We start from the raw sequence: 24,888 nt of genomic DNA, 5'->3' as shown, positions 1-24,888 counted from the left end.
GGGTCGTGCTTCGGCCCATCGGTGATGTTCGAACTGTTGCCCTACGAGCGCTTTCGCGACACGCCATCGGTTCGGTTTTTCGACGTCACGGTGGACACGTCGAATGCCCGTGACCTTGTGATTCATTCCGGTCCGGCTGTCAGTCCTCCGGATGATTCTGATTCTGGTGCTTGGCAGTTTTACCTGCATCCCCACCAAGAGGACAATCTCCTCGCAGCCAGTGGTGGCCGCACGTTTTATCTGGTCAACCTGGCCTGGGAACAGCCCTTTCACATCGTGAGATTGGAAAGTGGCGGAGACATCCTGCGCATTCCACCGGGCACGTTCCATCGTTCGATTTCGGATCCCGATGGATCGGTGGTTCTCAATCAAGCGGTGCGCGAATCAGGTGTTTCCTTGCTGCATGAGTTCCGCGTTTACAACAGTGCCCGCATCCCTGCGCTGATGGCCGCCACGGTCAGCACGGCCATGAAGCCGCGGCTTCATGGTGTGGAACCGTTGCTTCAGGCGGCATGAACAACGGCTGGAGAACAGTCGCTGACCATGCTCTCCTCCACGCTGATCGACCAACTGAGCTCACTGGCTGTCCCGGGTGGTCCACTAAAACTGCCGCTTACGGCCGCCGTGAGTTCGGGTTTGGATGATGTGGCCAGAACCACGTAGCGCGGTGTGACTTCACCGCCCGCGCTGGGGTCAAAGCCCCGCCATCCGGCGCCCGGGAGGTAGATCTCAGCCCAGGCGTGCAGGTCGTACTGATCGGGTGCCGGTTCCAGCAGCTGATAACCGCTGACGAAGCGGGCCGGCAGACCCACCACCCGACAACAGGCCACCATCAGCATGGCCAGGTCGCGGCAGGATCCAATCCGTTCTCGCAGGGTTCGGCCCGCCGGCCAGGCGGGGCCGACATGGCGTTGGGTGTATTTGACACGCTCCTGAATCAAATCCATGAGCTGTTTGAGAAACGCCAGCGTCTGTTGGTTGCTTCCCATCAGCGCTTCCTGGGTGAGGTCGATCACCGAAGGTTCGTGCTGACCATTCGGCAGCCAGCTATCCAGTGCTCCTTGAAGGTCAACATTCAGTTGGCCGCGCGGGTAAGGCAAAGGAGGTTCCAGCCCGTTGAAGCAGGCTTCTAGTGCCGGTGCAGGGCGCGTTTCCACCAGGCTGCAGGCTTCAAAGCGGAGCTGATCGGTGTGGCCGAGAAAGATCAGCCGTTGAATTTCATCGCCACTGGCGGCCAGCAGTTCCCGACGTTGATGGGGTTCAGGTGTCACGGTGAGCTGATGCTCGATCAGGGTCTGAAAGCCCTGGGCCCGCGGTTTGAGGCAGAGGCGGTGTTCGCCAAGGCTCACCGCTGCCGCGTATTGATAGGTCAGGCGGTGAAGGATCCGGGCGCGCATAGAACTTCGGTAGGGGTGGAATGCAGCTCGGTGCTGGTGAAATAGCGGCTCTGAATCAGTTGGTGCAGACGATTGAGATCTTGTTGCAGTCCGTCGATCGCTTCATGTAGACCGCCCTCAATCAGGTTGTCGATGCGCACGTAGCTCCATCGGGCCAGCAGCTGACCGCGTAGGCAGTCGAGGTCATCGGGCGCTCCCTGAACGGGCTGGGTCTGGATCTGCTGCAGCGTGTCATTAATCCCCTGAAGGCAGTAACGCACGGAGCGTGGAAAGATCGGATCGAGCAAGAGAAACCCTGCGACGGATACAGGGTTGATTGCCTGCTGAATGCTCTGCCGATACATCTGGTAAGCACCGGCCGTTCGCAGCAGGGTGATCCATTGCAGTTCATCGAGCACTCCGCCCACCTCTTCCGGCGTGGGAAGCAACAGGTAGTACTTCACATCCAGGATGCGTGAGGTTTTGTCTGCCCGTTCGATCAGCCGGCCCAGCTGGCTGAACAGCCAGCTCAGGTCACGGCTGAGTGTGGTGTCGGTGATGCCGTAAAAGATCTGACACCCGCGTCGGATGATGCGCAGTTGCTCCTGTGTGTGTTCCTGCCAGATCGCCTCCCCGTCCTGGAGGCTCCAGTGCAGATCATTGATCTGTTCCCACATCTCTGATGTGATCACGTCCCGGATCTGTCGGGCGTTTTCACGCGCCATGCCGATGCAGCTCACGATGCTGTTGGGGTTCTCGCGATCCAGCAGCAGGAAGCGGCTCACATCGCGTGGTGTCCCGGCTGGATAGGCCTGATCGAAGCTGCGGCGGTCACCGGTTGCATCCACCAGTGGCAGCCATGGTTCAGCGCTGCCTGGCGGGCAATCCAGGGCCATCGCTTCACTCACCTCCAGGAAGCGGGAGATGTTTTCGGCCCGTTCGAGATAGCGGTTGATCCAGTAGAGGGAGTCGGCGACCCGGCTCAGCACGGCACGGCCTCCATCTGTGGCGTTGCAGTCACCTGTTGTTCATCGACGATCCAGGTGTCCTTGCAGCCCCCGCCCTGCGAGGAATTCACCACTAGTGAGCCGCGTTTGAGGGCGACACGGGTCAGGCCACCGGGGCTGACCCAGCTGCTTTTGCCTCGGAGCACGTAGGGCCTCAGGTCCACATGACAGGGGTAAAGCTCCCCGTCGCTGAGGGCGGGAACGGTGGAAAGCTGAAGGGTTGGCTGGGCGATGAAGTTGCGCGGATTCGCACGGATCTTCGTGTCGAAGTCGGCCAGTTCCGATCGGCTGGCCTGAGGTCCGATGAGCATTCCGTAGCCACCGGCTTCTGCCACCGATTTCACCACCAGTCGCTCGAGGTTCTCCAGCACGTAGGCGCGGTCGTCGGGCCGGGCACAGAGGTAGGTGGGAACGTTTTCGATGATCGGTTCTTCACCGAGGTAGTAGCGGATCATCGTCGGCACGTGGGCGTAGATCAGCTTGTCGTCGGCGATGCCGGTGCCAGGCGCGTTGGCAATGGCGACCCGTCCCTGACGAAGCACGTCAATGAGGCCCGGAACGCCCAGCATCGAGTCGCTGCGGAAGACGGTCGGATCGAGGAAGTCATCGTCGATGCGCCGGTAGATCACATCCACCGGGGTTCGTCCATTGGTGCTGTGCATCCAGGTGCGCCCGTCTTCACAGATCAGATCCCGACCTTCCACAAGGGGAATGCCCATCTGTTGCGCCAGATAGCTGTGTTCGAAGTAAGCGCTGTTGAACACCCCGGGCGTCAGGATCACGACCCGTGGGGCATCACTCCAGGGCGCCAGATCCTGAAGCGTGCGCAGCAGATGGGAGGGATAGTCGTCAATCGGTTGAACGGTGCGTCCCGCAAACAAACTGGGGAACAACCGTTTCATCACCCGCCGGTTCTCTAGGAAGTAGGCCACGCCGGAGGGACAGCGCAGGTTGTCTTCCAAGACGCGCCAGGTGCCTTCCCCATCACGGATCAGATCCAGTCCGGAGATGTGGCACCAACGGTTCAGCGGCAGGTGGATCCCCTGCAGTTGTGGTCGCCATCCCGAGGAGCTTTCCACGTCCTCCCTGGGAATCACCTTGTCGTTGAGGATCTGCTGGGGCCCGTAGATATCGGCCAGAAAGCAGTCAATCGCTTCCAGTCGCTGCAGCAGGCCTTGCTCTAGGCGCTGCCACTGACCGCGGCTGATCAACCGCGGCAGTGGATCGAAGGGAAGGATGCGTTCACTGCCGCTTAGTCCGGAATCATTCAGCCGGAAGGTGGCGCCCAATCGACGCAGCAGGTGGCTCGCGGAAGCATGGTTGCGGTTCAGTTCCTGCAACCCCATTTGGCCGAGAGATGAGAGCAGAGGCGCTAGGTCTGCCCTGGGCGATGCCGTGCTGCTGCAAAAATATTCGTCGTAGCCGACCGAGGGTTTGTAGTCGGTGAACATCCCGAAACCTTGGTGGACCGGCATCCAAGACCTCCGCCTGCCCCCTCACGGGTTGTGGTTGCTACACATTCCGCAATTTGGCTTGGGAATGCGTTATGGCTTGGCGTTTTGCGTAGTCCCGAGCACTGGAATCGCCAGAAGTCCTCGGCCTCGCATGCGGTGTTTGCTTATCTGATCAGCGAAGCCAACACCCTCTCTCGTCTTGAATGAACTGCTCTGGGCGCGATTGATCTTCGCCCTTGGCGCACTGGTCACAGTGTCGACTGTGGTGATGATTGTGCGCGGCCACCTGCATTGGCGTGATCGGGGGGCTGACTGATGGCTGGAAGCACTCCGTTCTTAGCCCCTGGCATCGCTTGGGCTCTGGTGGTTCTGTTCTCTGTGCTTTGGGTCGCCCTGGGTGTGGCCTGGGGGCGACGGGGCAAGGGTGATGCCGATGAGTACATGCTGGCTGGCCGCAACATCGGCCTGGCCTTGAGCACGGCCACGTTGATGGCCTCTTGGGTGACCGGCAACACCACCTTGCTGGCTCCGGAGTTTGGCTACAAGACCGGGCTCTGGGGGATGTTCAGCTATGCCCTAGCCGGGTTGGGCTTGATCCTGTTCGCTCCCCTGGCCTCGCGGATCAAGCAGTTGATGCCCAACGGGCGCACCAGCGGCGACTTCATTCGCCTGCGCTACGGCCGGTTGGCCTGGTGGGTGTTCATGGTGATCACGGCCATCTACACCCTGGGTTTTCTGATGACCCAGGCGATGGGTGCGGGCCTGTTGCTGCAAGCGCTTTCAGGCTTCGATTACCACGTCGGCATGGTGGTCGTGATCGGCGTCGCGACCCTTTACACCTTGTATGGCGGCATGCGTGCGGTGATCGGCACGGACTTCATTCAGTCCTTGTTGATCATGGTGTTGCTGGCGGTGGTGGCTGTTCTGGCGTTTCGCCAGTTCCCGATGCCGGATGTGCATGCCGCCCTGGTGAATCGGCATCCCGATCGGCTTGATCTGCTGCTGCCGGCGGGTTTGTTGATCGCCTGGAATTCCGCCCTTTTTTCGATGGGAGAGGTGTTTCACAACAACATCTGGTGGTCCCGGGTCTTCGCCAGTCGGCGCTCGGTGGTGATGACCTCGTTCGTGTTGGGGGGCATCGCCTGGATGAGTGTGCCGATGGTGACGGGCTCCATCGGCCTGGTGGCTCTGGCCCGTGCGTTGCCCCTCGAGCAGGTGAACATGGTGTTCCCCGTGATGGCAGCTGATCTGCTCGGGGCGGGCGGCGCGGCCCTGGTGTTTGTGGTGGTGTTTGCCTCGCTCACCTCCACCTTGGATTCGTTGCTGGCATCCACCGCCGATCTGTTGGCGGAAGATGTGTATTTCCGGCTGTTGCGGCCCCAGGCCAGTGATCTGCAGCTCAAGCAAGCGGCGCGGCTGATGGTGGTGGGATTGGCCGTCGTCACCCTGGCGCTGTCCTGGCCGCGGCTGGATTCGCTGGCATCGGTGCTGTTCTTCACCGGTGCTCTGGTGGCGTCAACCGTTTGGCCGGTGGCTTGCGGTTTGTACTGGCGCTCCGCCAGCCGTGGAGCAGCCATCCTGGCGATGCTCAGTGGAAGCCTGGTGGGCCTGGCCGCTTACGTGTTGATTGCGCCCTACTGCGCTGCGGTGTTTTCAGCAGCCATTTCTGCGCTGGTGATGCTGGTGGGCAGCCGCTTTTGGCCGGAACGGTTTGATTTCGCACTCTTGAAGGAGGACGCATGATCACTTCCTTGTTTGCGGTGGTACTCGGCCTTAAGGGGTTTGAGTTGGTGCTGCTGGGCAGTCAGCTGGCGCTGTCGCTGTCGGTGGTGGTGTTGCTGCTGATCTGGTTTGTGGAGTGGCGCAATGGCCGAGTTTGGTAGTGGTTGCGACTGAATTTGGAATCAGTTCCAAAGATCTCCTGGATTTGCTGGCTTCGCTGCCCTCTGTTGCTAGAGGGTGATTTAAGTCACATGGATGGCGCTGCTCACGTTCCGTTTGATCGGGATTGCGCCCGGGAGCCTCGATGTTGAATACCAAACAAGTTGCTCTGGAGGTTGAGGAGGCGCCCATGCGGTTCGACCCTCTCGGCCCAGATGTCTATGGCCGTACGCAGCCTCAGTCGCTGCTGACCTGCATTGAGGAGGAGGCGGAACCGCTGCTCGATCTGGTGGATCAGCACGTGGTTTCGATCCAGTCGTTTCGTCCGCAAACGCTGCTGCAGTTGTTTCGGCTGGCGGCGAAGTACGAGAGCAATCCCGAGCGCTACATCACCCACAACATGCCGCTGCAGGGCAAGATTCTGATCAACGCCTTCTACGAGCCCAGCACGCGCACGCGCTTGTCATTCGACAGTGCCTGGCATCGGCTTGGTGGCAGCTCCATCAACATCACAGACCGCTCCACCACGGGGATTGCCAAAGGCGAATCGCTCGAGGATGTGGCGCACATGTTCAACAACTACGGCGACTGCGTGGTGCTGCGGGACAGCGATCCCGGCGCGGTTTATGCCATGTCGCAAACCCTGCGCATTCCGATCATCAATGCCGGGAATGGCCTGGATGAGCACCCCACGCAGGCAATGGCGGATCTATTCACGATTTTCAAGTGGCGTCCGAGCCTGGCCCAGCTCGTCGTTGCTGCGGACCAGAGGATCAGGATCGGCGTGATCGGTGTGCCGTCCAGGATGCGCACGGTGCGTTCGCTGCTCAGGATCCTGGCCAAGTTCCCTCAGATCGTTGAGGAGGTTGTGGTGATTCATTCCGCTGATGCGGATCCTGAAGACACGTTGTTTGATGCCGGCCAGTTTGAGGAGCTCCAGGAGGCCGGTCTCAAGCTGCGTTGCAGCGCGGACTTACGCACGGAATTGCCCCACCTGGATGTCACCTACATCAATGCCATTGCCTGGGTGGGCGACAGTTTCGAGGTGCATGGGTCGCAGTTTCGGTTGACCAAGGATCTGCCCTACAAAGATGGCTCGATCGTTCTGCATCCGCTGGCCCGCGGAGCCGAACTGAGCACCTGCATGGATGAAACACCTCAGAACTGGTATTTCAGCCAGGCACGGGGAGCGGTGTTTCTGCGCATGGCTCTGCTCACCTGCATGGTGGACCGGGCTGACCGGGTCATGGACGTCGTCTGAATCAGGCTTATGTGCGGCATCGGAGGTGTGTTCAACGCTGATCGTGACCAGACGGTCGATCGGCAGCTGCTGGTCAACATGGCAGCGATCCAGTCCCATCGCGGGCCGGATGGATTCGGGGTGGAGTGTCTCGATCAGGCCGGGGTTGGCTTCTGCCATGCCCGTCTGTCGATCATTGATCTGAACGAGTCAAGGGCGCGGCAGCCCTTTCTCACCGATGACGGTGAGGTGTTGATGGCCCACAACGGTGAGTTCTATGACTTCCAGCGCATTCGCGCCGATCTCACCGCTCAGGGAGTTCGCTTCAGCAGCAAGAGCGATTCCGAGATTCTGTTGCGGCTGTATCAGCGTCAAGGCTTGAACGCGACCCTGCCCTTGTTACGCGGGGAGTTCGCCTTCGCGTTATTTGATCGCGAAGAGGATTGTCTGTATCTGGTGCGGGATCGTTTCGGGATCAAGCCCCAGTACTGGGCGATGACCTCCGAGGGACTGGTGTTCGGTTCGGAGCTCAAGGTGTTGTTTGCCCATCCTGCGGTGGAGCGGCGTTTCACCTCAGAAGGATTGTTCCATCAGCTGATGCAGACGATGGTGCCTGGCACCACCGCGTTTGCAGGGGTTCATCAGGTGAAGCCGGGGCATGTGCTGAAGGTGCAGCGTGCCCAAGGTCAGCTCGAGGTGTCCGAGTGGTCGTACTGGGATCTGAATTTCCCGCGCAAAGATGAGCGCGATCAAAGCCTGAGCGAAGCGGATCACGTGGCGGCCGTTCGCGCAGCGCTGTTGGAAGCGGTGGAACTGCGCATGGTCGCTGACGTGCCGGTGGGTTGCTACCTGTCCGGAGGGATCGACAGTTGCTCGATCCTTGGTCTGGCCTCTGCGGTGAGTCAGTCCCCGGTGCGGGCCTTCACCATCGGTTTTGATGATGCCCGATATGACGAATCACCGATCGCCCAGGAAATGGCGGAAGCCACGGGAGCGGAACAGGATGTGATGCGCCTGTCAGGGCGAGAGCTCTATGGATTCATGGAGCGCACGATCTGGCATACGGAGCGCACGATCTACAACACCCTGGCGGTGGCCAAATTTCTGATGAGTCGCCACGTCAACAACGTGGACTACAAGGTGGTGATGACGGGTGAAGGCTCCGACGAGTTGTTCGGCGGCTACCCCGCGTTTCGCCGCGACATGTTTCTGCACGGTCTTGATGATCTTCCGCAGGAGGAACGCAGCAATTGGGAGTTGCTGTTGCAGCAGTCGAATGCTCTGGTGCAGGGAGCGATGTTGGCAGCCGATCAAGTGGATGATCCTGCTCTGGAGGCCGTGGTGGGTTTCACTCCGAGTTGCCTGCAACCCTGGCTTGCCTGTGCTCCGCTCGTTCCGGCATTGCTGGCGGAGCCTCGCCGCCAGGCGCTTGAGGGCTACTCGCCTGGCCAGGCGATTGCCGCACAGCTTGACCCCGATCAGCTGGAGGGTCGCCACGCTTTGGACAAGGCCCAGTACGTCTGGATCAAGACCATGCTGGAGGGCCAGATCCTCACCTGGGGTGGCGACCGGGTCGACATGGCCAATTCCATGGAGGCCCGTCCGGCATTCCTGGATCACCATCTCGCCGCCGCAGCGGTGCAGGTTCCACCGGAATTGCGGATCAAAGGCAAAACAGAGAAATACGTGTTGCGGGAAGCGATGGCTGGGCTGCTTCCAGAGGTGCTCTACAAGCGTGAGAAGTTTGCCTTCATGGCGCCACCCGCCCACACCGAGCCGGAGAAGTGGGCGCAGATGAAACAGCTGGCGGACGACTATCTCAGTGATGAAGCGATTGATGCCGCTGGACTCTTGAGTAAAGAGGGTGTGCGGGCTCTCTTTGATCGCCATGACGACCCGCAGACCACGGATTCTGAACGTGTTCAGATGGATGCTGTGATCAACCATCTGCTGGGGGTGCAGATGTTGCATCGCATGTTCGTGGCTGCTGATGTCCCTGCTCAGGCCCGTGAGGAAGCGGAGCGGTTGGGCTGGCGCGTGTTGATGCCCGTTTGAATTCTTTGATCAGCGTTAAACCGTTGCATTGACGACAGGAGGTTTTGGAAACTCGGGCGATGCTGACCTTTGGTTTGAACCGAAGGTCACGATCGTTGCCACAACTGCTTTCCAATCGTCCACAAGTCACTCCAGTGGAGGCGGCGGTTCGGAAAACAGCGGTGATTCCCAACCGTGGTCGTCTGCTTCAAACGCTCGATCAGATGGCCTCCATCGGCCTGCAAGCGGATGGCAGTGTTTGTCGGCGCGGTTTCAGTGAGACCGATGTGCAGGGTCGTGATCAGTTAGCGGCCTGGATGAAAGAGTCCGGCATGCAGGTTCGCGTTGATACCGCTGGCAATTTGATCGGTCGCTTGGAAGGGCAGGATCCTGCGTTGCCCGTGCTGATGACGGGCTCCCATTTGGACACGGTGCCAACCGGCGGTCGCTTTGATGGGGTGCTGGGGGTGTTGGCCGGTCTTGAGGTTGCACGAGCCCTTAAGGATGCAGGCCTTCAGTTACGCCATTCCTTTGAGGTGGTCGCATTTGCCGACGAAGAGTCGACGATGGTTGGCTGCAAGGGCATGGCTGGAACGGCGTCTGCGGAGCCGACGGCCTATGCCACCAGCAATGGTGAGCCGATTGACGTCAATCTGAAGCGTATTGGTGGGCACTGGCCTGCATTGGCGTCTGCCTGTCGCCCGGATCATGCGGTTGCTGCTTTTCTGGAGTTGCACGTCGAGCAGGGGGCTGTTCTGGAGCATCGTGGTGACGCCATTGGTGTTGTTGAGGGCATCGTTGGTCAGCGGCGTTTCTCCATTCAGGTGGAGGGTCAGCCCAACCATGCCGGCACGACGCCGATGACCTTGCGCAAGGACGCCTTGGCTGCAGCGTCCAGAGTTGTGCTCGCGGTGGAGTCCATCGCCCAACAGCATCCAGGAGATCCTGTGGCGACGGTGGGTCGACTGGAGGTTTGGCCCAATGCCGCCAACGTGGTGCCCGGTTCCGTTTCGATGACGGTGGACATTAGGGATCTCAGCCCAGCTGTGCTGGATCAATTGGTCTCCAGCCTGGAGGATGAGCTGGAACGGATCTCCACAGCGACGGGATGCCCGATTCGCTTGGAGCCCCAGTTCCAGGTGGAGCCGACTCCTGCTTCTGCCATGGTGATGTCAACGATCGCGTCCGTGGCGACGGATCTCGGCTTGAACTGGAGCGGCCTTCCGAGTCGCGCCAGCCACGATGCCCAAGAGATTGGCCGTCGCTGGCCGATGGGCATGATTTTTGTTCCCAGTCGAGATGGTCTCAGCCATTCAGCGGCTGAATTCACCAGTGACCGCCAGTGTGTGGATGGCACGGCCGTCTTGCTGGAAACCATTCAGCGGCTCGATTGTGCGCTGACATGACCTTTTCGATCGTTGCCCGAGATCCAAGCAACGGCCGTTTTGGAGTAGCCGTGGCGACCTGTCACTTAGCAGTTGGATCCACTGTTCCTCACATTCGTTCTGGTGTCGGTGCTGTGGCCACGCAGGCACACACCAATCCCTATCTCGGGATCTGTGGTCTGGAACGGCTCGAACAAAGTGCCGATGCCGATGGGGTGCTCAGCAGCCTGCTTGCCGATGATCCCCACCGCGATCAGCGTCAGTTTCATCTCATTGATTCCGCAGGTCGGACAGCCTGTTGGACTGGTCAATCCTGTGGTGGCTGGGCTGGCCACCGCCATCACTTAAATCTTTCGGTGGCAGGGAATTACCTGGTCGGAGAAGAGGTGCTTGCAGCCATCGAGGAGGGATTTCTCAACAGCGACCCGACATGGAAATTGGGTAGGCGATTGATGTTGGCTCTACAGGCAGGTGAAGCCGCAGGCGGTGACCATCGTTCTGAAACATCCACATCGGCTGCGGTTCAGGTCAGTGGTGAAGCCGCCTTTCCACTTTTGGATTTACGCGTCGACTTTCGTGATGCTGCTGTCGAAGAATTGATGCGTGTGTACGAACGCAGCCAAGAGCTTTGGGTTCAAGAGTGGCGTGATTCGTTCACCGAGCTGCCACGCTTGAACCGTTTGATGGCTGGATAGGCCTCAGGAAGCTACAGAAGTTGCCCAATCCAGGCTGACGCCTGCCAGTCGGGCATCTTGAGCCAATTGCTTCATGCAGCTCACTTCAAACACGGCCTGCCCTGAGAGCAGAGCGTCCCATTCACTTTGAGGAAAGTGGCACTGAAGCCAGAACACTCCGTGGATGCTCGCTGGTTGCAGCAGCACCAGATCAGAGTCGTGGGGTTGTGCGATTAGATCCACGCAACTTATGCATCGCTGGATCTATTAACCCCTTTAGAGCCTGGCCTCAGTTGTTTTTCTTGATACCGAGTTGCGAATTGCTCAGCGTGTGTACTGAACACCGCGATAAATCAACTCCACGGGAATCCTTTGAGGAGATGTCTGCCGTGACTGATACACATTGCGGCGGTACGTCAGCTGAATCACCGGCTTTTGTGCGGCGCAGTGATTAGGGCTGTAGGTGTGTCCGCGATAGAGGAGTGTGCTCATGGTTGTTCAACGAAGCAAGCCCAGGTCCCCGTTCCATGGCCTGAGTCGTACTGCGCCACGTGTGTTACGTGGTGAACGTTTTGTAGCAACTGCTACGCAGCGATTGTCTGTAATGCGTCTCTTCTTTGGTCGTTCAGGCTGATACAAATTTAGAAAATTTTTGATTTTGATTTTTGCTTGGCGAGAACTAATTCGCTTCAGCTTCTTTTTGTTGTGAGCGGTAGCAACTGCCGCAGAGCGGCTGCGAAGAAGCGTGAGCCTTGGATTTGCAGGTCGTTCCCCACGCGTTGCCACACTCGCTTGATCTGCGCAGGGCCTTGCGTGCCCATGGCGCTCACCAAATAGGCCTCGTCTTGTGTGATCCATTGCTCGAGTGACGCCGTGCTCACCTCGAGATGGCATTGCAGGCCCAGGGCGTGGCGACCGATCCGAAACACCTGTTCCGCACAGTGCAGCGAGGACCCCAGCAGTGTGGCCTGTTCGGGAAGACGAATGCGGTCGCCGTGCCAGTGCAGCACCGTGGTGCTTGTGCCCAAGTCTTCCAGCAACGGTTCGGCGTCGGCTCCCACCAGCCAGTGAATCGCCCCGAGTCCCACTTCTTTTAGGGGGTGAGGTGGTTCACCTACCTGCAGTGCCTCGACTGAACCGCCTGCGGCGACGGCCAGGAGCTGTGCTCCCAGGCAGATGCCGATGACCGGCTTTTCAGCTTGGTGCCACGCCGCCAGCCAATCGAGTTCCGTTTGCAGCCAATTCAATCCTGCGCTGTGTCGATCGTTGACTCCCATCGGTCCCCCCAGCACCAGAGCCAGGCAGTCCGGACAATCGCTCGGTGCGGGCAGCGCATCGCCCCGGTCCGGACGCACGGTTCGAATGGTGAGGCCTTGTTGACTTGCCAAACGGCCGATCAGATCAGGCCCTTCGTGGTCCACATGTTGGACCACCAGCAGCGTGGGGCTCAAAGCAGCAGGTAGCGCTGGGCGAGGGGCAGCACCTCGGCGGGCTCACAGGTGAGCAGTTCACCATCGGCAAATACCTCATAGGTCTGCGGGTCCACACTCACCTTGGGCAGGGCTGAATTCAGCTTGAGGGCGCTCTTGCCCACGCTGCGGGTCTCTTTCACCGCCATGCAGGTGCGCTCCAGCCCCAGCTGACGTTGGATGTCGGCATCCATCCCCGCTTCGCTCACAAAGGTGAGACAGCTGGGGGCGAGGGCTTTGCCGAAGGCGCCGAACATCGGTCGGCCGTGCACCGGGCCGGGGGTGGGAATCGAGGCGTTGGCGTCGCCCATCTGGGCCCAGACGATCGAACCGCCCTTCACCACCAGTTCCGGGCGAATGCCGAAGAAGCCCGGCTTCCACAGCACCAGATCAGCGAGCTTGCCGGTTTCGATCGACCCCACTTCGCTGCTGATGCCGTGGGCCAATGCCGGGTTGATCGTCACCTTGGCGATGTAGCGCTTCAGCCGGTGGTTGTCGTTGCGAGCGGAGTCTTCCGGCAGGGCACCGCGCTGCACCTTCATCTTGTGGGCGGTCTGGAAGGTGCGGGTGATCACCTCGCCGACGCGGCCCATGGCCTGGGAGTCGCTGGCAATGATTGAGAAGGCGCCTAGGTCGTGAAGGATGTCTTCGGCGGCGATCGTTTCGCGCCGGATCCGCGATTCCGCGAAGGCCACGTCTTCGGGGATCTTCGGGTCGAGGTGGTGGCACACCATCAACATGTCGAGGTGCTCTTCGAGCGTGTTGCGGGTGTAGGGCCGGGTGGGATTGGTGCTGCTCGGCAGCACGTTGGCTTCACCGCAGATCTTGATGATGTCTGGGGCATGGCCACCGCCGGCGCCTTCGGTGTGGAAGGTGTGAATCGTGCGTCCCTTGATGGCGGCGATCGTGTCTTCCACGAAGCCGGCTTCATTCAAGGTGTCGGTGTGGATGCAGACCTGCACGTCCATCCGGTCGGCCACCGACAGGCAAGCATCGATGGTGGCGGGGGTGGTGCCCCAGTCTTCGTGCAGCTTCAGGCCGCAGGCGCCGGCACGCACCTGTTCTTCCAGCGCTTCCGGGGTGCTGGCGTTGCCCTTGCCGAAAAAGCCCAGGTTCACCGGCAGGCCTTCAGCGGCCTGGAGCATCCGCCCGATGTGGAAGGCGCCAGGGGTGCAGGTGGTGGCATTGGTGCCGGTGGCCGGTCCGGTGCCGCCGCCCATCAGGGTGGTGACGCCGCTGGCCAGGGCCGTTTCGATCTGCTGGGGGCAGATGAAGTGGATGTGGGTGTCGATGCCACCGGCCGTGAGGATGTGCCCTTCCCCAGCGATGGCTTCCGTGCCTGGGCCCACCACGATCGTCACCCCTTCCTGGGTGTCGGGGTTGCCGGCTTTGCCGATGCCGACGATGCGGCCGTCCTTGAGGCCGACATCGGCTTTGACGATGCCCCACCAGTCGAGGATCAGGGCGTTGGTGATCACCGTGTCGACGGCGCCCTCGGCGCGAGGGGTCTGGGATTGGCCCATGCCGTCGCGGATCACCTTGCCGCCGCCGAACTTCACCTCATCGCCGTAGACGGTGTAGTCCTTCTCGACTTCCAGGATCAGCTCGGTGTCGGCTAGGCGAACCCTGTCGCCGGTGGTGGGTCCGTAGGTCTCGGCGTAGGCCTGGCGGGAGATGCGGTAGGGCATGGGTCAGGCGTCGAGGGGTCCGTTGATCTGGCCGTTGAAGCCGATGACGCGTCGCGCACCGGCGAAGGGAATCAGGTTCACGTCGCGGCTGTCGCCGGGTTCGAAGCGGATGGCGGTGCCGGCGGGGATGTCGAGCCGTTGACCGCGGGCTGCGGTCCGGTCGAACTGCAGGGCGGCATTGGCTTCGGCGAAATGGAAATGGGAGCCCACCTGCACCGGCCGGTCGCCGCTGTTGGAGACGCTCAGTGTGGTGACGGGTCGGCCTGCATTCAGCTCCAGTTCACCCGGTTCGGGAAGCAGTTCGCCTGGAATGAGAGGTGCCATGGGTTCTGCCTCAGCGAATCGGATCGTGCAGGGTGACGAGCTTGGTGCCATCGGGGAACACGGCCTCGATCTGCACCTCATGGACGAGCTCGGGCACGCCCTCCATCACCTGGTCCTGACGCAGCCAGGTGGTGCCGTCCTGCATGAGCTCCGCCACGCTCTTGCCATCACGGGCGCCTTCCAGCACGAGAAAGCTGAGCCAGGCCACCGCTTCGGGGTGGTTGAGCTTGAGGCCGCGGTTCAAACGCCGCTCGGCCAGCAGGGCTGCGGTCACGATCAGGAGCTTGTCCTTTTCCTGGGGACTGAGATGCATGGCGAAGCTCGGTCTTCTTCAGTGTGTCTCCGCCGGCGTCGGCGCAGTGTTCAGTGTGGACTCTGATCGCCGCAAGGGCAGTTCCTGCAAGGGCCAAACCCGTGGAATCTCGGGTTGACTCAGGGTCCGCAAACGGCGGGTGCGGGCCCAGATCCTGCTGAACCAGAAGCGGGCATCGCGGCTGGAGTGACCCTTGTAGCGAGCCACCAGTCCTTGTGCCAGCGCGCTGCAGCGCATCGTGCCCTCCAGTCCTTCACGATCAGCCCTTGCTCCGTCCAGCAGGTTTTGGATCTGCTCCGGTTCCAGGCTGAGCGGGGCGGCCCACGCCAGCGATCCGTACACCGGGGCTCCGCCCATGCCGTGACTGTCACTCAGGCTGTCGCCTCCCAGTTCGATTCGGTCCACGAGCTCCCAGCGACGTCCTGCAGGGCTACAACGCTGAATCTCCAGGCTGGAGCGCCAACGCCCCTGGTCAAGTTGTTCGCCGGCAGCGGTGCGGCCCAGTCGCACAATTTCGGCGCTGAGGAACGAGGCGTTGTCAGGCAAGCTCACGCGCAGGCTTTGTGCGTAGAGCGCGTTGGCGTAGAGCACCAGTTCCTGGGGGAGCCACTCCAGATCCGCGTGGTCACTGAGCTCTGCCTTCACGGTTTGTTCTGCCCAGGAGCCTTGGGGCTGGATGCGGCTGAGGCCGATCGAGCCATACACCTTCTGCGCAGCCACGCTGGTCACCAGGCCGCGGCTGTGTTCTGAAAGATGCAGATCGATGCTGAGGCGGTCACCCCCAACAAGCCCTCCGGCCGTGTGCAGCAGGGGGATGTCGCAGCGGCCATCGCCGCCGATTTCGGCACGCATCAGTTTGAAAGGCGCACTGCAGCCCCCCTGGTGTCGGGTGCGGCCGAGCTGATCCAGCTGAAATTGCAGGTGGCAACTTCCGTGCCAGGGCTCAAGACCTCTCATTGGAGAAGGCTCGGATGTCAATGACCGATTGTTTTGTAGCAATGCGCACCAAAACGCGAGGACATCGCTGGGCAGGCTTTCCGCAGGCTGGAGGGTGCTTGTGAATGACACGGTGATCGTGTTGGTGCAGCGTTGTGAGCGAGACGGGGCGATGGCTGGTTTGCGGCTGCCACTGACGGCCGATGAGCGCACCGTGCTGCGGGGACGACGTCAGACGGCTTGCGGTCGCGAGGTGTTGCTGCAGCTGCCGAGGCATGGTGCTTTGAAGCCCGGGGATTGCCTGACCGATCAGGCTGGCTCCGTGCGCGTTGAGATTGCCGCCGCACCGGAAGCGTTATTGCGGGTGGAAGCGGGTTCTGCCCTGGAATTGCTGCAGGCGGCTTATCACCTGGGCAATCGCCACGTGGCTCTCGAGCTGCATGAGCGACAGCTGCTGTTGCCAGACGACTCTGTGCTGGCCGGCATGCTCGAGAGTCGGGGGCTGCGGGTGAGCCGCTGCTGCCAGCCGTTTGCTCCTGAGAGTGGTGCCTATGCGGAGCATTCCCACGGATGACGTCGCTGTCCTTGCTCCAGCTGGTGAGTCCTGCCCTTCCGGTGGGTGCTTTCAGTTACTCCGAGGGGCTGGAGGTGTTGATTCAGTCGGGGGCGATTGCGGATGATTTTCAGTTGCAGGGTTGGCTGGAGGCTGAACTGCAGCGCGGTGCGTTGCGGTTGGAGGCTGCAGCGCTTCCGTCTCTGGCACGCGAGCTTGCGGCCTGGTCGGCAGGTGAGGCTGCGGCGAAGGAGCGTTTGATCGACCTGGACGGCTGGTTGCTTGCCACCCGTGAAGCCTCTGAGCTGCGTGCGCAACAGCGTCAGATGGGCCAGTCCTTGTTGCAGCTTTTGGCTGACATGGACCGGCCCCTCCCTGAAGCGGTGCCGTTGAGCTGGCCGGCTGCCTGGGCTGCTGCGGCATTGGCGTTGGAGGTGTCCCAGGAAGAGATGGTGGAGGGTTATCTCTACGGCTGGGTTGCCAATCAGCTCAGTGCCGCTGTTCGGCTGCTGCCGCTGGGGCCGACGCGGGCTCAGGTGCTGCAGCACCGCTTGCAGCCGTTGATCCGGGGTGAAGCCGACCAGTTGCTGCGCTGTGACCTCCAAACGCTCTGGACTGGTGGCGTGGGTGCGGGGATGGCCCAGCTCGCCCATGCTGAGTTGTATTCACGCCTGTTTCGAAGCTGATGAGCAGCAAGCTGCGTCTTGGGGTGGCCGGTCCGGTGGGTTCGGGGAAGACGGCTCTGGTTGAAGCCCTCTGTCGTCGCCTCCGTGATCACCTGCAGCTGGCTGTGGTCACCAACGACATCTATACGCATGAGGACGCTCAGTTCCTCACCCGTGTTGGAGCTCTGGAGCCGGAGCGGATTCGTGGGGTGGAGACGGGTGGCTGCCCTCACACGGCGATTCGTGAGGACTGCTCGATCAACCGTGCAGCCGTTGCCGAGTTGGAGGATCAGTTCCCTGGGCTGGATCTGGTGCTGGTGGAAAGCGGCGGTGACAATCTCGCGGCCAGCTTCAGTCCGGAACTGGTGGATCTCTGCATCTACGTGATTGATGTGGCGGCCGGCGACAAGATTCCGCGCAAGGGCGGGCCTGGTATCACCCGATCGGATCTGCTGGTGATCAACAAGATTGATCTGGCCCCGTTGGTCGGCGCCGATCTGGCGGTGATGGAGCGCGACACGCTGGCCATGCGCGGGGAGCGTCCCTGGTGCTTCGCCAACCTCCACAGCGGAGAGGGACTGGAGCGCATCGTTGAGTTTGTGTATCGACAGTTACCCAATTCCTGATCGCGGCCTACCCGGAGGGCAGAAGTGTTCCAGTTGATACATTCTCGTGGTGCGTCTGAAGTGCATGGTCATGGTTCGTTCGTCGTGAGACGACCGTTCATCACCGTGTTGCACATTTCATGAGCTCCTCTCTCTCAAAGCGTTTGTTTGCCGGCCTCGCCGCAACGTCGCTGGGTCTGGCTGTGACCGCCTGTGGCGGTGGTGAGAAGGCCAGCACCAATGCCAAGTGCGATGACAATGGCGAAAACTGCACCGTCACCGTCGGCATCCTGCACTCCCTGACCGGCACGATGGCGATCTCGGAGAAGACGCTCGTCGATACCGAAGAGTTGGCGATCGAAGAGATCAACGCCGCCGGTGGCGTTGAAGTGGATGGCAAGAAATACACCATCGAAACCATCGTTGAAGACGGTGCTTCCTCCTGGCCCACCTTCGCTGAGAAGTCCAAAAAGCTGATTGACCAGGACAACGTGCCCGTGGTCTTCGGTGGTTGGACCTCCGCCAGCCGCAAGGAAATGCTGCCGGTTTACGAGTCCAAGGACGCTTTCCTCTACTACCCGATTCAGTACGAGGGTCAGGAGTGCTCCAACAACATCTTCTACACCGGTGCGACTCCGAACCAGCAGTCGGAGCCTGCCACCAAGTTCATGTATGAGAAGTCGCCTGCTGCTGGCAAGCCCTTCTTCCTCGTGGGTTCGGACTACGTCTTCCCCCGCACGTCCAACACCATCACCAAATCTCAGGTGGAGCAGCTGGGCGGCAAGGTTGTCGGCGAGGACTACCTGCCCCTGGGTAACACCGAGGTGGCTCCGATCATCGCCAAGATCAAAAAGGCTCTGCCCGATGGCGGTGTGATCATCAACACCCTGAACGGTGACCAGAACGTCGCTTTCTTCAAGCAGATTCAGGACGCCGGCCTCACGCCTGCCAATGGCTACTACGTGATGAGCTACTCCATCGCGGAAGAAGAGATCAGCACGATTGGACCTGAGTTCCTCGAGGGCCACTACGGCGCTTGGAACTACATGATGTCGATCGACACGCCTGCTTCCAAGAAGTTCGCTGCTGACTTCAAGGCCAAGTACGGCGAAGACCGTCAGGTGGCTGACCCTCAGGAGTCTGCCTACAACATGGTTTATCTCTGGAAAGCCGCTGTTGAGAAGGCCAACAGCTTCGACAACGACAAGGTGCGTGAAGCTCTCGTCGGTATCGAATTTGATGCGCCTCAGGGCAAGGTCACTGTGATGCCGAATCACCACCTGTCTCAGACCGTGCGCATCGGTCAGATCACCAAGGATGGTCAGTTCGCCATTCTCGAGGAGACCGATGGCCCCATCGCTCCCCAGGCCTGGAACCAGATCCACCCGGATTCCACCGGCTTCGCCTGCGACTGGACCGATGCCTCCAAGGGCGGCAAGTACAAGCTCTGATCTTCTGATCAAAGCCTGATCTTTTTTCGCAGAGGAGCTCGTTTTCGGGCTCCTCTTTTGTTGTTTTCCTGAACGCTTCGTTTCAGACAGTCGTGCAATTGCTTTTTGAAAGTCTGTTCAACGGAGTGGCCATCGGCTCAGTGCTGCTGATGGCCGCCCTTGGATTGGCGATTGTTTTTGGCTTGATGGGTGTGATCAACCTCGCCCACGGTGAGCTGATCATGCTGGGGGCCTACACCACCTTCGTGGTGCAGATGATTTTCAAGCAGCCAGCGTTGGCATCCGTCTACAACCTCTACGTGCTGGTGGCGATTCCGATCGCGTTTGTTGTCAGTGGCGTCGTTGGTGTGTTGTTGGAACGCACGGTGATTCGTCGTCTTTACGGCAATCCTTTGGAGACATTGCTGGCGACCTGGGGTGTGAGTTTGATCCTTCAGCAGTTCGTGCGCAGTGTCCCGATGGCCAATGCGTCGGGCTTGATTCTTGCGCTGGTGCTGGGCTTCGGTCTGCCGTTATTTCTCCCGGATCGTTGGTTGAATGGTCCGCGCTCACGGCTGGTTCGTGCCGGGAGCTGGGGCGTCGCAGCCCTGTTCGGCGTTCTGTTGGCGAATGGCCTGGGCTCGTGGATCAGCCGACTGGCCAAGCCTGATTCCCGCAATGTGGATGTCACTGCCCCGCAGTGGATGCGTGGCGGCATCGACCTGCTTGGTATGACCGTCCCGGTGCCGCGTTTGGTGATCATTGTGGTCACGCTGGTGGCGGTGGTTGGCGTCACGTGGTTCCTCAACCGCAGTGCCTGGGGCATGCGCATTCGCGCCGTGACTCAGAACCGATCCATGAGTGACTGTTTGGGGATTGCGACCGACACGGTTGATGTTTTGACTTTCGGCATCGGCTCAGGCTTGGCCGGTGTGGCCGGTGTGGCTGTTTCCCTGCTGGGGTCCGTGGGCCCCAATGTCGGCAACTCCTACATCGTGGGCTGTTTCATGGTTGTGGTGCTTGGCGGTGTCGGCAATCTGTTCGGCACGGTGCTCGCCTCCTTCGCCATCGGTTGGCTCACCGATCTGATCGGGGCTGGCCGCCTGCTCACGCTCTGGCCTGACATGCCTACCCCGCTGGCCGGTGCGGTGACCTTCTTTGCCACCACCAGCATGGCCCAAGTGATGATCTTCGCTCTGATCGTGGTGTTCTTGCAGTTCCGTCCTGCGGGAATGTTCCCGCAAAAGGGACGCATGGTGGAGGCCTGATCCGATGTTCCAGTTCCTTCAACAGAGCCGTTGGCGTCAGCTTCTGCTTTGGGTGGTGATCATTGCCGCAATCGTGGCGGCCCCTGCTGTGCTGTCGGAGTTCAGGCTGAATCTGCTGGGTCGTTTTCTGGCTTTAGCGATCGTGGCTCTCGGCATCGATCTGATCTGGGGCTTTACGGGCCTGCTCAGTCTTGGTCAGGGAATTTTCTTCGCGTTGGGTGGTTATGCGGCTGCCATGTATCTGCAGCTCAGCAGCGCTGGCGATCTTCTCAATGGAATTCCCGAATTTTTCAGTCTTTACGGCGTCAGTGAGTTGCCGTTCTTCTGGCACCCCTTCGCTTCGCCATGGTTCACCTTGGTGGCCATCTGGCTGGTCCCCGGACTTCTCGCAGCCGTTTTGGGTGGTCTGGTGTTCCGCAACCGGATCAAGGGGGTCTATTTCTCGATCCTGACTCAGGCAGCTCTGCTCGTCTTTTACAACTTCTTCAATGGCCAGCAGAAACTGATCAACGGCACCAACGGGTTGCAGACACCGGCAACCAAATTGTTCGGTCAGTACGTCGGGTCTGAATTGATGCAGCGGTGGTTCTTCTGGGTCACCGCCGTGTTGGTGATTGGGGTGTGGGCCTTCCTCCGCTGGGTGGTGCGCGGTCGCTTTGGTGATGTGTTGATCGCCATCCGTGATGACGAACCGCGTCTGCGCTTTGCTGGTTTCAACCCCACGTTCTTCAAGACGATCGTGTTTGGTGTGGCCGGTGCCCTGGCGGGCATAGGTGGAGCTCTCTACACCGTTCAATCCGGTAGCGCCTCCCCGCAGTTCATGGAGGTGCCGATGTCGATTGACATGGTGATCTGGGTGGCGGTCGGCGGACGCGGCACCTTGGTGGGCGCGATTCTCGGTGCTGTGGTGATCAACTACGCCCAGAGTCTGGTGAGTGAGGTGTATCCGCAGGGCTGGCTGTTCGTTCAGGGTGGATTGTTCATCCTGGTGGTGACGGTTCTGCCGGAAGGTGTGATCGGGTGGTTCCGTGGTGATGGGCCTGGCAATGCGTTCAACCGTGTGGGTTCCTTGCTCAATCAATTGGGCAATCAATTGATTGCCTGGGGCAATGCGCTGATCGATACAAGCTTTGCTTCCACGGTGACGAATCGTCTTGGCATCGCGCTGGTGCGGCGTGGTCAGTCCCTTAACAGCCTTGGGATCGTGCGTCGTAGTGGGACGTACCCGCAACTCGAATTTGAAGGTCAGGAGGAGGTGCAGCCATGAGCCATGCCTTGTTGGAACTGCGTCAGATCACCGTCAGCTTTGATGGCTTTTTGGCCCTTCGCGATCTCAATCTTTCCTTGCAGCCCGGTGAGCTGCGGGCTGTGATCGGACCCAATGGAGCCGGTAAGACCACCTTCTTGGATGTGATCACGGGCAAAACGCCCCCAACGCAAGGGGACGTGGTGTTCAAGGGTCTCTCGCTGCTTGGCACGAGCGAGCACCGCATCGCACGCTTGGGGATCGGTCGCAAGTTTCAGAGCCCGCGGGTGTTTGAAAAGCTCACGGTCCAGGAGAACCTTGCCCTGGCGGTGAGTCGACCCAAGCAACCCTGGCCTTTGTTGTTCGGAGGCCTCAGTGCTGAGCAGCGGGACCGTGTTCATCACTTGATGGGCATCGTCAATCTGCAATCCCGTGCCGACTGGAAGGCCGGCTCCCTGTCCCATGGACAGAAGCAGTGGTTGGAGATTGCGATGCTTGTCGGTCAGGACCCTGACTTGTTGCTGGTGGATGAGCCGGTTGCAGGCCTGACGGATGAGGAGACGGACCTCACCGCGGATCTGCTCAAGTCTCTGGCCGGCGATCACACCGTGCTGGTGATCGAACACGACATGGAATTCATCCGGCGCCTTGAGAGTCCGGTCACGGTCCTGCATCAGGGCCATGTGCTCTGTGAGGGAACCATGGATCAGGTTCAGGCCGATCAACGCGTGATTGATGTGTATCTCGGCAGCACTGAGGAGGACAACGCATGACGACGCTTCTAGAGATCCGAGGCCTCAACACCTTTTATGGAGAGAGTCACATCCTTCGGGATGTGGATCTCACGGTGAAGGCTGGCGAGATGGTCTGCCTGATCGGACGCAATGGTGTGGGCAAGACCACCCTGTTGAAGTCCTTGATCGGCCTGTTGTCTCCGCGCAGCGGACAGATCAGTTTCGATGGCAGGGGACTGGATCGTGCGGCTCCCCATCAACGGGCCCGGGCCGGCTTGGGCTATGTCCCTCAGGGCCGTGAAATTATTCCTCAACTCACGGTCGAGGAAAACCTGCTGCTGGGGATGGAGGCGCTGCCCGGTGGCCTGGGTCGCAATCGCCGGATTGATCCCATCGTGTATGAGCTATTTCCTGTCTTGCAGGAGTTCCTCCCACGTAAGGGCGGTGACTTGAGTGGCGGTCAACAGCAGCAACTGGCCATCGCTCGCGCTCTGCTCGGCAAGCCAAAGCTGCTGTTACTGGATGAACCCACGGAGGGCATTCAGCCCAACATTGTCCAGGACATCGAGGCGGCGGTGCGGCGGATCATTGCTGAGACGGGGATCGGTGTTCTGTTGGTGGAACAACACCTTCATTTCGTTCGACAAGCCGATCGTTATTACGCCATGCAGCGGGGCGGAATCGTTGCGAGTGGCCCCACCAGTGAGCTCAGTCAGTCGGTGGTGGATGCGTTTCTCAGTGTCTGAGCTGAGGACCATGCTGTGTTCAAGGCCGAGTTGGACCCACCGGGTCTGCTCGGTCTGTGCAGGTCTTCTGTCAGGCCAGCCCTAGCCGGTGCAGTTCAGGCACTCTTCGCTGCTGCCGTCTCTTCCACATGAACGTAGTCGGTGATATCAGCACGCACATGCAGCATCTGCCCCTGGGCCGACATCTGCCAGATCTCAAGACGCGCTTGTTCCGGCGCTTCGAACCAGAACACCTCCATTGGCATGACCACCTTTTCTCGATAGAAGTGTTGATCGCCGATCAGCTTCACGATCACCATCCGGTTGGTGTCGTTGCGATATACGCACTCAAGCATTGGAGTCAAAAATAATGTTCCCAATGTTGCGAGCCCGCAGCAAGGTCAATGTCTGATTGGTCACCGAATCAGCATTGAATTGGAATTGATTTTCCCTGTTGATACCAAATGCTCGATTTGTGTAGCGATTGCTGCATGCATCGACGACTTGGATGATGGCGATTCAGGCGGCTGTGGGCGCGGAGGGTCGGCTGGGGCGCGCCGGACGAGGACTGATGGTCTCGCAGTTGGGTCTGCGCGGTCGACGCACCGTAGTGGTGCTGTAAGTGGAACGATCAGCTTGTCCGGCCTGCGCCAGGTCGTCTGCGAAGGAAGGATTGCAGCTGTTCAGGCGCGACCAGCTCGGTAGCTGATGGGCGATGGGGGATTCCATCAAGGAGGCGAGACCAGGTCGCAGCAGATCGGCGAATCGGTGAACAGCGAGTTCCTCTCCATGGCGGTCATAGGGGAGTCGATTGATGGCGGAGTCCAGACCGAACTGGCGCACGCGATCTTCTCCGACGCGTCGGTAGAGCACTTCGAGGGTCGGGAGCTGATCCATGGAGACCACGCAACCCTCATGCTCCATGAGGCTGCGAAGCACCGTGCAGAAGATCTCGCTGGCCATGCGTTGCAGGCCCTCATTGGGCTTCTGGCCGAGCCCTTTGTGTTTGTGGTCAAACAGGCCCAGATCCACTTGGGTGATGCGGCTGGGTGCCACGTGGCGGTACACCTCAGACAGCAGTCCCATTTCCAGGCCCCAGTCGGAGGGAATGCGCAGGTTCATGGCCAGATCGCGGGTGAACGCGAACTCCCCGGCGAGGGGATAACGGAAGGTCTGCAGGTAGCGCAGGTAGGGGAGTGGGCCGAAGATCTGCTCGAGACTGGCCAGCAGCGGTCCCACAAACAAGCGTGTGGCACGTCCTTGAAGTGCCTGGGTTTCCAGGGAGAGGCGGCTGTAAAAGGCCTTCACGTAGGCCATGCCGTGGGAGGGGTCCAGCAACGGCCGCAGCATCCGTTCGGGATAGCCCGATCCGAAGGTGCGGATGTCGGCGTCGAACAGGCCGATGACCTCAGCGTCCTGGCAGGCGACGCCCAGGCCTTGCCATACAGCCCAGCCCTTGCCGGGAGGGCCGGTTAGGTCAAGCCCAAGACTTGCCATGGACGACAGCACCTCGCCCACGGCGGGGCCGTTGGTCCAGTGCACGCGCACTGGGAAGGGCATGTCGGCGAAGAAGCGCTCCGCCTCCGCGACATCCTCAGCACTGTCGGCCGAGAGTGCGATCACCAGGGATGTCAGCTCGGTGAGCGACGCCAGGGTGTCGCGGATCAGCGTCAGGGCCGGACGACTGAATTCCTCCATCAGGCACGGAATCAGCAGAGCCGTTGGTCGCTGCTTGAGCTCTTTGTTGAAGGCAATGGCATCGAGATTGCCAAGGCTGTAGTCATGAACCGTGGTGATCAGACTCTGCTGAAAATCCATGCGGTGTCCAATGCGACAACAGAGGAGAGAGTCCTGCTCCATATCTGACACGTGTTCAGTGGA

General features: G+C 60.3%; 26 protein-coding genes. 15 read left to right on the top strand and 11 right to left on the bottom strand.

Features of this window, described 5'->3' with window-relative positions; translation table 11 throughout:
• Positions 1-24 precede the first annotated feature (24 nt).
• Complete coding sequence (locus SynNOUM97013_RS13310) at positions 25-516, top strand: redox protein (RefSeq protein WP_186480205.1); 492 nt, start codon at positions 25-27, stop codon at positions 514-516.
• Here the strand turns inward: SynNOUM97013_RS13310 and SynNOUM97013_RS13305 are convergent.
• From SynNOUM97013_RS13305 to SynNOUM97013_RS13295, 3 genes are read right to left on the bottom strand one after another with little or no spacing between them, the layout of a single operon-like run.
• Positions 504-1,397: a transglutaminase family protein gene (locus SynNOUM97013_RS13305; protein WP_186480204.1), complete on the bottom strand. Its 894-nt coding sequence runs from the start codon at positions 1,395-1,397 to the stop codon at positions 504-506. The two genes, SynNOUM97013_RS13310 and SynNOUM97013_RS13305, sit on opposite strands and share 13 nt — an antisense overlap.
• Complete coding sequence (locus SynNOUM97013_RS13300) at positions 1,370-2,365, bottom strand: alpha-E domain-containing protein (RefSeq protein ID WP_186480203.1); 996 nt, start codon at positions 2,363-2,365, stop codon at positions 1,370-1,372. Before SynNOUM97013_RS13300 ends, SynNOUM97013_RS13305 begins: the two co-directional genes overlap by 28 nt.
• Positions 2,359-3,834, bottom strand: coding sequence for a circularly permuted type 2 ATP-grasp protein (locus SynNOUM97013_RS13295; RefSeq protein WP_186481652.1), 1,476 nt, complete (start codon positions 3,832-3,834; stop codon positions 2,359-2,361). The genes SynNOUM97013_RS13300 and SynNOUM97013_RS13295 overlap by 7 nt, the downstream gene beginning before the upstream one ends.
• 318 nt (positions 3,835-4,152) lie before the next feature.
• Between SynNOUM97013_RS13295 and SynNOUM97013_RS13290 the strand changes: the two genes are divergently transcribed.
• From SynNOUM97013_RS13290 to SynNOUM97013_RS13265, 6 genes are all read left to right on the top strand, one after another.
• Entirely contained in the window at positions 4,153-5,580 is a 1,428-nt protein-coding gene (locus tag SynNOUM97013_RS13290) for a sodium:solute symporter family protein (RefSeq protein ID WP_370586432.1), read from the top strand.
• The gene (locus SynNOUM97013_RS13285) at positions 5,577-5,720 is read left to right on the top strand and encodes a hypothetical protein (protein ID WP_186480202.1); all 144 of its coding nucleotides are present in this window, start codon (positions 5,577-5,579) and stop codon (positions 5,718-5,720) included. Before SynNOUM97013_RS13290 ends, SynNOUM97013_RS13285 begins: the two co-directional genes overlap by 4 nt.
• Before the next feature lie 188 nt (positions 5,721-5,908).
• Positions 5,909-6,979 carry an aspartate carbamoyltransferase gene (locus SynNOUM97013_RS13280; RefSeq protein ID WP_186480201.1) on the top strand — a complete coding sequence of 357 codons (1,071 nt, stop codon included), beginning with the start codon at positions 5,909-5,911 and terminating at the stop codon, positions 6,977-6,979.
• 9 nt (positions 6,980-6,988) lie between these two features.
• The gene (gene asnB, locus SynNOUM97013_RS13275) at positions 6,989-9,013 is read left to right on the top strand and encodes an asparagine synthase (glutamine-hydrolyzing) (RefSeq protein WP_186480200.1); all 2,025 of its coding nucleotides are present in this window, start codon (positions 6,989-6,991) and stop codon (positions 9,011-9,013) included.
• A 95-nt stretch (positions 9,014-9,108) separates the two neighbouring features.
• Complete coding sequence (locus SynNOUM97013_RS13270) at positions 9,109-10,398, top strand: Zn-dependent hydrolase (protein ID WP_255442822.1); 1,290 nt, start codon at positions 9,109-9,111, stop codon at positions 10,396-10,398.
• Entirely contained in the window at positions 10,395-11,072 is a 678-nt protein-coding gene (locus SynNOUM97013_RS13265) for a DUF1028 domain-containing protein (RefSeq protein ID WP_186480198.1), read from the top strand. The genes SynNOUM97013_RS13270 and SynNOUM97013_RS13265 overlap by 4 nt, the downstream gene beginning before the upstream one ends.
• A gap of 303 nt (positions 11,073-11,375) precedes the next feature.
• Here the strand turns inward: SynNOUM97013_RS13265 and SynNOUM97013_RS13260 are convergent, their stop codons facing one another.
• The 6 genes from SynNOUM97013_RS13260 to SynNOUM97013_RS13235 all read right to left on the bottom strand — a co-directional run bounded on the left by SynNOUM97013_RS13260 (position 11,376) and on the right by SynNOUM97013_RS13235 (position 15,802).
• A complete protein-coding gene (locus SynNOUM97013_RS13260) occupies positions 11,376-11,543 on the bottom strand; it encodes a DUF4278 domain-containing protein (protein ID WP_186480197.1) in 168 nt (55 codons plus the stop codon).
• A gap of 197 nt (positions 11,544-11,740) precedes the next feature.
• Complete coding sequence (locus SynNOUM97013_RS13255) at positions 11,741-12,484, bottom strand: type 1 glutamine amidotransferase (RefSeq protein ID WP_255442821.1); 744 nt, start codon at positions 12,482-12,484, stop codon at positions 11,741-11,743.
• A 14-nt stretch (positions 12,485-12,498) separates the two neighbouring features.
• Positions 12,499-14,208, bottom strand: a complete 1,710-nt coding sequence (ureC, locus tag SynNOUM97013_RS13250; RefSeq protein ID WP_186480195.1) for an urease subunit alpha — start codon at positions 14,206-14,208, stop codon at positions 12,499-12,501.
• A gap of 3 nt (positions 14,209-14,211) precedes the next feature.
• Complete coding sequence (locus tag SynNOUM97013_RS13245; protein WP_114988750.1) at positions 14,212-14,532, bottom strand: urease subunit beta; 321 nt, start codon at positions 14,530-14,532, stop codon at positions 14,212-14,214.
• 10 nt (positions 14,533-14,542) lie between these two features.
• The gene (locus tag SynNOUM97013_RS13240) at positions 14,543-14,845 is read right to left on the bottom strand and encodes an urease subunit gamma (RefSeq protein ID WP_038552166.1); all 303 of its coding nucleotides are present in this window, start codon (positions 14,843-14,845) and stop codon (positions 14,543-14,545) included.
• An 18-nt stretch (positions 14,846-14,863) separates the two neighbouring features.
• Positions 14,864-15,802, bottom strand: coding sequence for an urease accessory protein UreD (locus SynNOUM97013_RS13235; RefSeq protein WP_186480194.1), 939 nt, complete (start codon positions 15,800-15,802; stop codon positions 14,864-14,866).
• Positions 15,803-15,902: 100 nt separating this feature from the next.
• Here SynNOUM97013_RS13235 and ureE point away from each other — a divergent pair, with 100 nt between their 5' ends.
• The 8 genes from ureE (at position 15,903) to urtE (ending at position 23,028) form a co-directional block, all read left to right on the top strand.
• A complete protein-coding gene (gene ureE, locus SynNOUM97013_RS13230) occupies positions 15,903-16,355 on the top strand; it encodes an urease accessory protein UreE (RefSeq protein ID WP_186480193.1) in 453 nt (150 codons plus the stop codon).
• Positions 16,352-17,020 carry an urease accessory protein UreF gene (locus SynNOUM97013_RS13225; RefSeq protein WP_186480192.1) on the top strand — a complete coding sequence of 223 codons (669 nt, stop codon included), beginning with the start codon at positions 16,352-16,354 and terminating at the stop codon, positions 17,018-17,020. Before ureE ends, SynNOUM97013_RS13225 begins: the two co-directional genes overlap by 4 nt.
• The gene (ureG, locus tag SynNOUM97013_RS13220) at positions 17,020-17,625 is read left to right on the top strand and encodes an urease accessory protein UreG (protein ID WP_186480191.1); all 606 of its coding nucleotides are present in this window, start codon (positions 17,020-17,022) and stop codon (positions 17,623-17,625) included. The genes SynNOUM97013_RS13225 and ureG overlap by 1 nt, the downstream gene beginning before the upstream one ends.
• 119 nt (positions 17,626-17,744) lie before the next feature.
• On the top strand, positions 17,745-19,055 hold the full coding sequence (gene urtA / locus SynNOUM97013_RS13215; RefSeq protein ID WP_186480190.1) for an urea ABC transporter substrate-binding protein: 1,311 nt from the start codon (positions 17,745-17,747) through the stop codon (positions 19,053-19,055).
• A 92-nt stretch (positions 19,056-19,147) separates the two neighbouring features.
• Positions 19,148-20,302, top strand: coding sequence for a branched-chain amino acid ABC transporter permease (locus SynNOUM97013_RS13210; RefSeq protein ID WP_186480189.1), 1,155 nt, complete (start codon positions 19,148-19,150; stop codon positions 20,300-20,302).
• Between the two features lie 4 nt (positions 20,303-20,306).
• The gene (gene urtC, locus SynNOUM97013_RS13205; RefSeq protein WP_255442820.1) at positions 20,307-21,569 is read left to right on the top strand and encodes an urea ABC transporter permease subunit UrtC; all 1,263 of its coding nucleotides are present in this window, start codon (positions 20,307-20,309) and stop codon (positions 21,567-21,569) included.
• Positions 21,566-22,321 (top strand): urea ABC transporter ATP-binding protein UrtD, encoded by a 756-nt coding sequence (urtD, locus tag SynNOUM97013_RS13200; RefSeq protein ID WP_186480188.1) that lies wholly within the window; start codon positions 21,566-21,568, stop codon positions 22,319-22,321. The genes urtC and urtD overlap by 4 nt, the downstream gene beginning before the upstream one ends.
• Positions 22,318-23,028, top strand: coding sequence for an urea ABC transporter ATP-binding subunit UrtE (urtE, locus tag SynNOUM97013_RS13195; protein ID WP_186480187.1), 711 nt, complete (start codon positions 22,318-22,320; stop codon positions 23,026-23,028). The genes urtD and urtE overlap by 4 nt, the downstream gene beginning before the upstream one ends.
• A gap of 95 nt (positions 23,029-23,123) precedes the next feature.
• Here the strand turns inward: urtE and SynNOUM97013_RS13190 are convergent, their stop codons facing one another.
• Both SynNOUM97013_RS13190 and SynNOUM97013_RS13185 read right to left on the bottom strand, forming a co-directional pair.
• A complete protein-coding gene (locus SynNOUM97013_RS13190) occupies positions 23,124-23,363 on the bottom strand; it encodes a DUF1830 domain-containing protein (protein WP_186480186.1) in 240 nt (79 codons plus the stop codon).
• 163 nt (positions 23,364-23,526) lie between these two features.
• Positions 23,527-24,825 (bottom strand): glycosyl transferase, encoded by a 1,299-nt coding sequence (locus SynNOUM97013_RS13185; protein WP_186480185.1) that lies wholly within the window; start codon positions 24,823-24,825, stop codon positions 23,527-23,529.
• Positions 24,826-24,888: the final 63 nt, after the last annotated feature.

Origin of the sequence: Synechococcus sp. NOUM97013, assembly GCF_014279815.1 — a bacterium.
GTDB lineage: Bacteria > Cyanobacteriota > Cyanobacteriia > PCC-6307 > Cyanobiaceae > Synechococcus_C.
The sequence above is the reverse complement of the archived record's forward strand: the minus strand, read 5'-3'. Positions and strand labels throughout refer to the sequence as shown.